8 protein-coding genes are annotated in these 11132 nt (G+C 67.9%); 5 read left to right on the top strand and 3 right to left on the bottom strand.

The window, feature by feature from the left end; translation table 11 throughout:
- Positions 1–98: 98 nt before the first annotated feature.
- From moaA to HGG74_RS20500, 3 genes are all read right to left on the bottom strand, one after another.
- The gene (gene moaA, locus HGG74_RS20510) at positions 99–1184 is read right to left on the bottom strand and encodes a GTP 3',8-cyclase MoaA (protein ID WP_168489387.1); all 1086 of its coding nucleotides are present in this window, start codon (positions 1182–1184) and stop codon (positions 99–101) included.
- A gap of 173 nt (positions 1185–1357) precedes the next feature.
- The gene (locus HGG74_RS20505) at positions 1358–2563 is read right to left on the bottom strand and encodes an aromatic ring-hydroxylating oxygenase subunit alpha (RefSeq protein ID WP_168489386.1); all 1206 of its coding nucleotides are present in this window, start codon (positions 2561–2563) and stop codon (positions 1358–1360) included.
- A 64-nt stretch (positions 2564–2627) separates the two neighbouring features.
- On the bottom strand, positions 2628–3809 hold the full coding sequence (locus HGG74_RS20500; protein WP_168489385.1) for an NAD(P)/FAD-dependent oxidoreductase: 1182 nt from the start codon (positions 3807–3809) through the stop codon (positions 2628–2630).
- Positions 3810–4041: 232 nt separating this feature from the next.
- On the opposite strand from HGG74_RS20500, the gene HGG74_RS20495 reads away from it, so the two are divergent.
- The 5 genes from HGG74_RS20495 to HGG74_RS20475 all read left to right on the top strand — a co-directional run bounded on the left by HGG74_RS20495 (position 4042) and on the right by HGG74_RS20475 (position 11066).
- Positions 4042–4392 (top strand): bifunctional 3-phenylpropionate/cinnamic acid dioxygenase ferredoxin subunit, encoded by a 351-nt coding sequence (locus tag HGG74_RS20495; protein WP_168489384.1) that lies wholly within the window; start codon positions 4042–4044, stop codon positions 4390–4392.
- Between the two features lie 31 nt (positions 4393–4423).
- A complete protein-coding gene (locus HGG74_RS20490; RefSeq protein WP_168489383.1) occupies positions 4424–6307 on the top strand; it encodes a BCCT family transporter in 1884 nt (627 codons plus the stop codon).
- Between the two features lie 86 nt (positions 6308–6393).
- A complete protein-coding gene (locus tag HGG74_RS20485; RefSeq protein WP_168489381.1) occupies positions 6394–8877 on the top strand; it encodes a GcvT family protein in 2484 nt (827 codons plus the stop codon).
- Positions 8878–9044: 167 nt separating this feature from the next.
- Positions 9045–9218 carry a hypothetical protein gene (locus HGG74_RS20480; protein WP_168489379.1) on the top strand — a complete coding sequence of 58 codons (174 nt, stop codon included), beginning with the start codon at positions 9045–9047 and terminating at the stop codon, positions 9216–9218.
- A gap of 330 nt (positions 9219–9548) precedes the next feature.
- The gene (locus HGG74_RS20475; RefSeq protein WP_168489377.1) at positions 9549–11066 is read left to right on the top strand and encodes a purine-cytosine permease family protein; all 1518 of its coding nucleotides are present in this window, start codon (positions 9549–9551) and stop codon (positions 11064–11066) included.
- Positions 11067–11132 lie beyond the last annotated feature (66 nt).

Raw genomic sequence — 11132 nt, 5'->3', positions numbered from 1 at the left:
TCTTTTCCTTGGCAACAACTGCCCGAACTTTATGAACCATGATTCGTGTCCTTTTCTGACTCGGATGGTCCCGGCGAACCGGGTTCCTGCTACATCCGCTATCCCCCGATAGCGCTCATCGTGCGTTCCGGCTGCCGAAAGTCCGGAGCGTCCAGTCCCGCATGCTCCATGCCATGGGCCTTCGGCTTGGCCCACATGGCTTCCTGCCAGCGGCGGGCGATGGCGTCGTCGCCGGCACCCGTCCGCATCAGCTCCCGCAGGTCGGTTTCCTCGTGCGAGAACAGGCAGCTGCGCACCCTGCCCTCGGCCGTGATCCGGGTGCGGCGGCAGTCGCCGCAGAAGGGTTCCGTGACGGAGGCAATGATGCCCACCGTGCCCGCGACGGTGTGTTCCGGCACTCCGCCGGCCTGCCGGCGCCGTACCTCCCACCGCTCGGCAGGGGCACCATCCCGGTTCCGGGGATCGGGAGACAGGACAAAGTCCGCCTCCAGCAACTGGCGGATCTGGGCGGCGGTAATCATTCCCTGGCGTGTCCAGCCATGGTCCGCATCCAGCGGCATCTGCTCGATGAAGCGCAGTTCGAAATTGCGGCGCAGGGCCCAGTCCAGCAGGTAGGCGGCTTCGTGGTCGTTAATGCCGCGCATCAGGACTGCGTTGAGCTTGATGGGTCCCAGTCCAACCTGGTCTGCCGCCTCGAGGCCGGCCAGCACCCGGTCCAGGAACGGCCGGCGGGTCAGCTGGGCGAAGGTCCCGGGGTGCAGGGTGTCCAAGGAAACGTTGATCCGTGTCAGCCCTGCGGCCTTGAGTTCCTTCGCCTTCCGGTCCAGGCCCACACCGTTGGTGGTCAGGGACACCGGAAGGTCCGGATGCCGAAGCCGGACGGCCGCCACGATGTCCACCAGGTCGGCGCGCACCAGGGGTTCGCCGCCGGTCAGCCGCAGCTCGCGGATGCCCAGCCGGTCCACCCCGATGCCCACGAGCCGGACGATCTCGGCGGCCGACAGCAGCTGCTGCCGGCCCAGCCAGTCCAGTCCTTCCGCGGGCATGCAGTAGGTGCACCGCAGGTTGCACTTGTCCGTCAGGGACAGCCGCATGTCCGTGGCTACCCGCCCGTAGCGGTCTGCGAGTCCGCTGAGCGGACCCGGCGCGGGAAGGGATAGCGGACCGGACGCAGGACGGGGCATTTGGCCGGGCGGCAACTCCCCGGCGCGCGGCCGTGGTATCCCGAGCGAAATTTTCACGCGTCCACGTTTCGAAAGAACATTTGTGATCCTCTGCGGTTGCCCGGCCTGCTTGAGTCGCTCAAGCAGGCCGGGCAACCGGTCAGCAGGTGGATGGGCTACTGTCTCGCCGCGCTCTACGGCTCGACGATCTGGGCCCGTTCCTCCAGCGGGGGCGTGGCGGCGGTGATGCCCAGCAGGTCCTCGCCGGAGCGCTGCACGTCGCCCACCTTGCTGTCCACCCAGTCGTGGAAGGCGCCGATGTGGTGCTCGCTGGGAACCAGCACGCCGCCGTGGGAGTAGACCTTCGAGGCCATGGCCGGCTGGCAGCGCTCACAGGCGTCGAAGTCCTGCATGTTCACCCGGTGGAACAGCTCCACCGAGGCGGTGACGTCCTTGCCGGACTCGACCACGCTGGGCAGGTAGAGCCAGTCGCACTCGACGATGGTGTGGTCAGCGGCCAGCGGGAACATCCGGTGGATGATCACATGGTCGGGCACCAGGTTCACGAAGACCGTGGGCTTGATGGTGATCGCGTAGTAGCGCCGGTCCTGGTCCTCGCTCACTCCGGGGATGACGTCCAGGCCTTCGGAACCGTCGACCGTAAAGCCCTTGATGTCCTCACCGAACTCCGCGCCGTGGCCCACGAAGTACTGGGCGGCCAGGCCGTCGGCGAACTCGGGCAGCACCTCGGTCAGCTCCGGGTGGATGGTCGCGCAGTGGTAGCACTCCATGAAGTTCTCGATGATGAGCTTCCAGTTGGCCTTCACGTCGTACTTGATCCGCCGGCCGACCTTCAGGTTCGCCACGTCGTAGCCGTCGATGGCTTCCAGGTTGCCCAGGCGCTCCTCGATGGCGCCCATGACGTCTTCCTCGAACGACGGCGGCTCCTCGGCCAGGCAGACCCAGACATAGCCGAGGTACTCGCGGAGGTGCACCTTGGCCAGGCCGTACTCGTTCCGGTCGATGTCGGGCATCTTGGTCAGGTTCGGCGCGGCAATGAGCTTGCCCTCGAAGTCGTAGGTCCAGGCGTGGTACGGGCACTGGAAGGAGCGGGCGGCTTCGCCGGACTCCTCCATGCAGAGCTTGACGCCGCGGTGCCGGCAGATGTTGTAGAACGCCCGGATTTCACCCTTGCGCGTGCGGTTGATCAGCACGGACTCACGCCCGATCTGGACCGTCTTCCAGGCGCCGGGCTTGTCCAAATCCGACGAGCGGATGGCGCAGAACCACATCTGCTCGAAGATCCGCTCCTGCTCGGCCCGGAAGATGGCGGCGTCGGTGTAGGTGTGGCCGGGCAGGGTGGCGATCAGGCTCTCGGAAATGGTCTTTTCGATGGTCATGCTGTGTTCCTCCGCTGGAAACAAGTTAAGGATGAGTGAGGGAAACGGTGGCCGGGGCGGCCGCTCAGGCCGGCACCGGCACGGCGGCGGTAGCTGCAGTGTTAAGGGTGCGGCGCCATTTGGTGAACAGCCGCGGCTGGTTCATGCCCAGCACTGCCACCGGCTCCTCGCCGCGGTAGTAAAGGACCAGGGCGTTGTGTTCCTGCGGGTCGCCGGCCTCGATGGCCACGCGGTCGGCCTGCGCTGCATTGCCGGCGAACTGCAGTTTCACCCCGTACTGGTCGGACCAGAAGTACGGCACCTTCACCGGCTGGGAGGCCGGCTGGTCCAGCAGGGCAGCCACCGCAACCCCCGGATGCTCCGTAGCGGTGGTCCAGTGCTCCACCCGGCGGTGCGCCCCGAGCCGGTCGTCGAACCAGGCCGCGCAGTCGCCGACGGCAACAATGCCGGGCAGGTTGGTCCGGCCGGAGGCATCGCAAAGAACGCCGTTGCCGGTTTCCACCCCGGAGCCGGCCAGCCAGCCGGTGTTCGGGACGGCGCCGATGCCCACCAGCACCAGGTCGGCCGGCACGTAGCGCCCGTCGGTCAGCCGCACGCCGGTGACGTGGCCTTCGCAGCTGTGGAAGATGTCCACCCCGGCGCCGCAGATCAGCTCGACGCCGTTGAGGCCGTGGAGCCGTCCGACGGCGGCACCCATCTCTGCCCCCAGCGGTCCGGCGAGCGGAACCGGCTGGGCCTCGATGACGGTGACTTCCAGGCCCAGGGCCTTGGCGGTGGAGGCTGCCTCGGCACCGATGAAACCTGCGCCGACCACGACCAGCCGGCGCCCCGGCTGCAGCTCTGCGGACAAGGCCCGGGCATCGGCGAGGGTGCGCAGGCTGAAGACATTGGCCAGGCCGGCAAGTTCCGGCAGGGTCCGGGCGGAGGCGCCGGTGGCCAGGACGATGCCGTCCGCGGCCACACGCTCCCCGTCCGCGAGAGTAATGGTCCGGGCTGCCCCGTCCAACTGCACCGCCCGGCTGCCCAGCAGCCACTGTGCCTGCAGATCCTCATCCGCGGCCTCGAGAGCCAAATCCTCGGCGGTGATTTTGCCGAGCAGATAGTCCTTGGACAGCGGGGGCCTGTCGTAGGGCCGCTCGTTCTCATCCCCGATGATGACCAGGTTCCCGTCGAAGCCCTGGGCACGTGCCGCCCGCGCAGCCGAAAGACCGGCGAGGGACGCCCCCACGATTGCCAGTGTCCGCATGAGCACCTCCTTCTGAAATTGCGTATTACGAAACTCAACGCGCTATATGAAACAGCGTGACGGCACTCACAGTTGCTGTCAAGACTTTGCGGGACTATGAAGCGCCGCCCGTTGAAGCCTTGACAATTACCTGTGATCACCGTCACTCTGTTGCTTATTGCGGTCTTCGTTGATCGATACGGAACAAACCGCCTCCCGCACTTCGGGAGGCGCCGGGAAAGAGGTCCATCCCATGCACAAAGCCTGTCCACTGAACCAACTGGCGCCCGGAGACGCCCTGCGGCTCGAAACTAAACCACCGATCGCCGTGTTCCACACGGAGGACGGGGAGCTGTTCGCCATCGACGACACCTGCACCCATCAGGATGCCTCCCTGGCCGACGGCTGGGTCGAAGGCTGCGAAGTCGAGTGCCCGCTGCACGCCTCCAAGTTCAACCTGCGCACCGGCGAGGTGGATGCCCCGCCGGCAAAGCTGCCGGTGCGCGTGCACGAGGTGAAGGTCATTGACGGCGACATCATGGTGATCGAGTCCGACGAGGCACCCAACCTGCCGCCGGGCCTGACCGTTGATGGCCACGTCTAAACCCACCTCCGCCGACGCAAAGGAACCATTCATGGCAATCAACAGCGACATCACGGTTGACGAAAGCAGTGGCAATCCCCAGGCGCCGGCAGGCCCGCCGGCACCCGAACCCAGCCAGGCCGAGGAAGACCGCCTGATCCTGCAGGCACTGCGGGAGAGCGAATCCGAACAGGCCGCGACGCGACGGCTGTTCGGCAAGGGCGGGCTGGACAAGGTGGTCTTCGGGGTCACCGGCCTGCTGACCCTGGCCTTCGTCGTCTGGGGCTTCGCCGGCCGGGAGAACCTGGCGGCCACCTCGCAGGCAGCCTTGGGCTGGGTCATGAAGAACACCGGCTGGCTGTTCATCGGCCTGGCCTCGTTCTTCGTGGTCTACGTGCTGTGGCTGGCCCTGGGCCGCTTCGGCAACATCCCGCTGGGCAAGGACGGCGAGAAGCCCGAGTTCCGCACGGTCTCGTGGATCTCGATGATGTTCGCCGCCGGCATGGGCATCGGCCTGATGTTCTACGGCGTGGCCGAGCCGCTCTACCACTACATCTCCCCGCCGCCGGGCACCGTCAACGGCCAGACCCCGGAAGCGATCCAGACGGCCATGGCCACCTCGCTGTTCCACTGGACGCTGCACCCCTGGGCCATGTACGCCGTCGTCGGCCTGGCCATGGCCTACGGCAGCTTCCGGCTGGGCCGCCGCCAGCTGATCTCGGCAGCCTTCACTTCCCTGTTCGGCGCGAAGCGGGTGGAAGGCCCGGCGGGCAAGCTGATCAACATGCTCGCCATCTTCGCCACGCTCTTCGGCACGGCGGCTTCGCTGGGCCTGGGCGCGCTGCAGATCGGCAGCGGCCTGGCCTCCAACGGACTCGTCGGCGGGCAGCTGGCCACGCCGGTGCTGGTGGTCATCGTCACGGTGCTCACCGTGTGCTTCATCGCCTCGGCCGTCTCCGGCATCCGCCGCGGCATCCAGTGGCTGGCCAACATCAACATGGTCCTGGCCGTGGTGCTGGCATTGATCGTCTTCGTCGCCGGCCCCACCCTGTTCATCCTGAACCTGGTTCCGTCCGCCATCGGCGACTATGTCCGCGACCTGGCCACCATGTCCTCGCGGACCGAGGCCGTGGGCGATGCGGCCCTGCGCGACTGGATGTCCGGCTGGACCATCTTCTACTGGGCCTGGTGGGTTTCCTGGACCCCGTTCGTGGGCATGTTCATCGCACGCATCAGCCGCGGCCGCACCGTCCGGCAGTTCGTCACCGGCGTGCTGCTGGTGCCCAGCATGGTCAGCGTCATCTGGTTCGGAATCTTCGGCGGCGCAGCCTTCCACATCCAGTCCCAAGCCGACGCCACCCCGGATACCGGCGACGGACTGGCCCAAGTGGTGGACGGCACGCCCACGATCTCCTTCGACGGCGCCCTGTTCGACCTGCTGCACAACCTGCCGCTGCCCAATGCCATTGCCGCCGCGGTGTCCGTCCTGGCCATGGTCCTGGTCGCCATCTTCTTCGTCACCGGCGCCGACTCGGCCTCCTTGGTCATGGGTTCGCTCAGCTCGCACGGCACCGAGGAACCGCGCCGCGGCGTGGTCATCTTCTGGGGCACGCTCACCGGCGCCGTCGCCGCGGTCATGCTGCTGGCCGGCGGCGACGAACCTTCCGAAGCGCTCTCCGGCCTGCAGCGGATCACGATCGTCTCGGCCCTGCCGTTCGTGCTGGTGATGTTCCTGATGTGCTTCGCCCTGGTGAAGGACCTGCGCCGCGACCCGCTGGCCCTGCGCAAGCGCCTGGCCAATTCGGTGGTGGAACGGGCCATCCGTTCCGGCGTCGACCAGCACGGCGGGGTCAAATTCGACCTGGTCACCAAGCACGAATGCGACGGCGACTGCCCGGACACCGAACCCTGCCCGGCCAACGCGCCGCGGCATTAGCCCCCCGCCACCTGCACTTGTGTCTTCCTCCCAGCGGCTCCGTGCCCCTGGACCATCCACCCACGCTTTCCTAGGAGAAAAATCCCATGACCCCTCGCGTCGTCATCATCGGGGCCGGCATCGTCGGCGCCAACCTGGCGGATGAACTGGCCAGCCGGGGCTGGACCAACATCACGGTCCTCGAGCAGGGCCCGCTGCACCTGGCCGGCGGTTCCACCTCGCACGCCCCCGGCCTGGTGTTCCAGACCAATCCGTCCAAGACGATGACGGAGTTCGCCGGCTATACCGTGGAGAAGCTGCTGTCGCTGAGCGCCGACGGCCTCTCCTGCTTCAACCAGGTGGGCGGGCTGGAAGTGGCCACCACCGAGGCGCGGCTGGAGGACCTCAAGCGCAAGCTCGGCTATGCCGCGTCCTGGGGCGTCGAGGGCCGGCTGATCGATCCCGACGAATGCGAGAAGCACTACCCGCTGCTGGCCCGGGACAAGGTCCTCGGCGGCCTGCTGGTGGCCACCGACGGACTGGCCTCGGCCGCCCGGGCGGTGCAGCTGCTGATTTCCCGGGCCGGCGAAGCCGGCGTGAAGTTCATCGGGTCCACCCCGGTGACCGGCATCGACCAGGCCGGCGGCAAGGTCACCGGCGTGCGCACTCCCGACGGCGTGGTCCCGGCCGACATCGTGGTCTCCTGCGCCGGGTTCTGGGGCCCTCGGATCGGGGAGATGGCCGGCGTGGCCGTGCCGCTGCTGCCGCTGGCACACCAGTACGTCAAGACGACCGCGGTGCCGGAGCTGGCCGGCCGGAACGAGCTGCCCAACGGCGCCCGGCTGCCGATCCTGCGCCACCAGGACCGGGACCTGTACTACCGCGAGCACGGGGAGCGGATCGGCATCGGCTCCTACGCCCACCGCCCGATGCCGGTCGACCTGGACGAACTGCCGCAGGTCGGCCCGGAGCAGATGTCCGAACACCGCATGCCCTCCCGGCTGGACTTCACCCTCGAGGACTTCCTGCCGTCCTGGCAGGACAGCCAGGAACTGCTGCCGGCGCTGCGCGGGGCGGAAATTGCCGACGGATTCAACGGCATCTTCTCGTTCACGCCCGACGGCGGTCCGCTGGTCGGGGCCACCCCCGGCCTCGACGGGTTCTACCTGGCCGAGGCGGTCTGGGTCACCCACTCGGCCGGCGTCGCCAAGGCCGTGGCCGAACTGCTCGTCGAGGGCCAGGCCCGCACCGACCTGCACGAGTGCGACATCAACCGCTTCGAAGAGGTCCAGACCGGCGCGGACTACGTGAGCGAAACCTCGCAGCAGAACTTCGTGGAGATCTACGACGTGCTCCACCCGCTGCAGCCCAAGGAGTCCCCGCGCAACCTGCGGGTCAGCCCCTTCCACCCCCGCCAGCAGGAACTGGGCGCCTTCTTCCTCGAAGCCGGCGGCTGGGAGCGCCCGCACTGGTACGAGGCCAACAGCGGCCTGCTCGCCGAGCTGCCCGAGCAGTGGCGGGCGCCGGAGCGGGACAGCTGGGCAGGCATGTTCCACTCCCCCATCAGCGCCGCGGAGGCCTGGAAGACGCGCACCGCCGTCGCCCTCTACGACATGACGCCGCTCAAGCGGCTCATGGTCAGCGGGCCGGGGGCGCTGGCGCTGCTGCAGCGGCTGAGCACCGGCAACATCGCCAAGAAGCCCGGAGCGGTCACCTACTGCCTGCTGCTGGCCGCCGACGGCGGCGTCCGCAGCGACGTCACGGTGGCCCGCCTGGGCGAGGAGGAATTCCAGGTCGGCGCGAACGGCAATATTGACCTGGCCTACCTGCAGATCGAGGCCCGGAAGCAGTCCGCGGCGGATCCGGCCCAGTGGGTCCATGTCCAGGACATTACCGGGGCCACCTGCTGCATCGGGCTGTGGGGTCCCCTGGCCCGCGAGGTCGTCGCCAAGGTCAGCCGGGACGACTTCAGCAACGAGTCCCTGCGCTACTTCCGCGCCCAGCAGGTGCACATCGGCGGCATCCCGGTCACGGCCATGCGCCTGTCCTACGTGGGCGAGCTCGGCTGGGAGCTCTACACCTCCGCCGAGCACGGGCTCAAGCTCTGGGACACTTTGTTCGAAGCCGGCGCCGAGCACGGCATCATTGCCGCCGGGCGCGGGGCCTTCAACAGCCTGCGCCTGGAGAAGGGCTACCGGCTCTGGGGCACCGACGTCACCACCGAGCACGCACCGGACGAGGCGGGGCTGGGCTTCGCCATCCGCCGGGACCACCAGGACTTCATCGGAGCCGGCGCGCTGGCCGTCAGGCGCACCCAGGCTCCGGTCCGGCGGCTGCGCTGCCTGACCATCGACGACGGCACCTCGGTGGTCCTGGGCAAGGAACCGGTCTATGTCGGCGGCGAAGCAGCCGGCTACGTCACCAGCGCCGCCTACGGCTACAGCATCGGCGCGCCCATTGCCTACGCCTGGCTGCCGGCCGGCGTGCAGGAGGGTGATTCCGTGGCCATCGAGTACTTCGGCCGCCGCATTGCCGCCACTGTCGCGGCCGAGCCGCTCTTCGACCCGCAGATGGAACGTCTGCGCGGCTGACGCGGCTTCCGGCCCACGTAAGCTCCATCAGGCTCCAGCACCGGCGGTGCAGCCGGAGCGGGCGGCGCCCATCCTGTACGGATGGGCGCCGCCCTTCGTTTAAGCCTGCCGTTTATACCTGCGGCTGGCCCGGCCGGGCTGAGACTTCTGCCGCGGCGGCCCCGACGGTGCCGGTCCGCTCCAGCACCCGGAAGAACCCCTCCCGCGAGTACTTTCTCCTGCCGGCGGATATGGTGCTGCTCAGCCACGTCATCGCCCTGACCATCGCCGCCGCAATGGCGCCGATTATCGGCCGCATCTACAACGCACTGGCCAGCTCCCGCTGGCGGTGGGCGCGGTGACGGCCAATGTGGTGACCGCGGTGCTGCTCTCCGAGGCATTCCCGACGGCGCCGGCCGCCATCTTCCTGCTGCCCGAAACCTCCAGGAGGTCCTTCCACAACGAGGACTGAAGCCCGGCCCCGACCGCCGGCGGTTTGGTTATCCGGCCTGCGTCCCTTCACCGGGAGGCAGGCCGGATAACACGTTTAAGCAACCTGCAACACCCCCTCCACCCCTTCCAAGTTGACTATCTGTCACCTTTTCCTCCAGCAGGAGGCGACACTTCGTCTATAGGTCGTGTGATCCACGGCACATAGTGTTGCTTATGTCCCACTGACCACCGGAGGACCCATGATTCAGCAACAACCCGGCACCACAGCTGCCGAGGCTGCCGCAGCCCACCCCGACGCCGACGTCGAGCAGGAACTGCAGCCCATCCCGGAATCCGCCCGCACGCCCAAAGTCTCAGGACAGTTCTGGATCTGGGCCGGAGCGAACCTTGCCCCCATCAACTGGGTGCTGGGCGCCCTGGGCATCAATCTCGGCCTCGGGTTCGCCGACACCGTCACGGTGCTCGTGCTCGGCAACCTGATCGGCATGATCCTCTTCGGCTTCTTTGTCCTGCTGGGCCAGCGGACCGGCGCCACCGGCATGGTGCTCGCCCGGGCCGCCTTCGGCCGCCGGGGCAACTATCTGCCCGCCGCGATCCAGGCGGTCCTTGGCATCGGCTGGTGCGCGGTCAACACCTGGATCATCCTCGACCTGGTCATGGCGCTCTTCGGCAGCCTCGGCTGGGTGGATCCGGCACAGAACAACTACGGCTGGAAGATTGCCGTTGCCGCGTTCATCATGGCGCTGCAGGTGATCATCGCGTTCTTCGGCTACAAGGCCATCGCCGCGTTCGAGCGCTGGACCGTTCCGCCGACGATCCTCGTCCTCATCGCCATGTCCGCCGTGGCCTGGTTCGGCATGGACATCGACTGGGGCTACGCCGGACCCGCCGGCGCCATCCTCACCGGTGCCGAACGCATCGCCGCGATGAGTGCCGTCATGACCGCCATCGGCATTGGCTGGGGCATCACCTGGTTCACCTACGCCGCGGACTACTCGCGTTTCGTCAGCTCCGGCACCCCGCGCAAGCGCCTGTACCTGGCGTCGGTGCTAGGCCAGTTCATTCCCGTGGTCTGGCTCGGCGTCCTCGGCGCCAGCCTGGCCACCAAGAGCGGGAGCATCGACCCCGGCCAGCTGATCGTGGAGAACTACGGAGCGCTGGCCATCCCCGTCCTGCTGATGGTGCTGCACGGCCCGATTGCCACCAACATCCTCAACATCTACACGTTCTCGGTCGCCACCCAGGCCCTGGACGTGAAGGTCAAGCGCCAGATCCTGAACCTGATCGTCGGCGTCTTCGCCCTGGCCGCGGTGGTCTTCTTCATCTACCAGCACGACTTCGCCGCCATCCTCGATGCCTGGCTGATCGGCCTGGTGGCCTGGGTCGCCTCCTGGGGCGGCATCATGCTGGTGCACTACTACGGCCTCAACCGGCGCCTGCCGGTACCGGCCGACCGGCTCTTCGACCCGGTCGGAACGCCGCGGCTGCCGGTGGTCAACTGGGCCGGCATCGGCGCCCTGGCCAGCGGCATCTTCGCCACCTGGCTGTTCATGTACGGACTGCTGCCGGCTACCCAGGGACCCATCGCCGTGGCCATGCACGGCCTGGACCTGTCCTGGCTCGCCGGCGGCCTGACCAGCGCCGCGGTCTACGCCATCTTCGGGCGCAGCATCCACCAGCGCTACGCCGCCGCACCCCTGGAGCCCGCCCGGCACTGCGACCCCGCCGAACCCCAAGCCTCCCTCCCCAACAGGTGACCGGGTCCCTCCCGGCCCGCCCCCAGCCAAAACCCAACCGATCCGTTTCCGTGACGTGTTACCCAA

This window comes from Arthrobacter mobilis (assembly GCF_012395835.1).
Lineage (GTDB): Bacteria > Actinomycetota > Actinomycetes > Actinomycetales > Micrococcaceae > Crystallibacter > Crystallibacter mobilis.
Note: the sequence above shows the minus strand (reverse complement) of the source record. Positions and strands in the feature narration are given on the sequence as shown.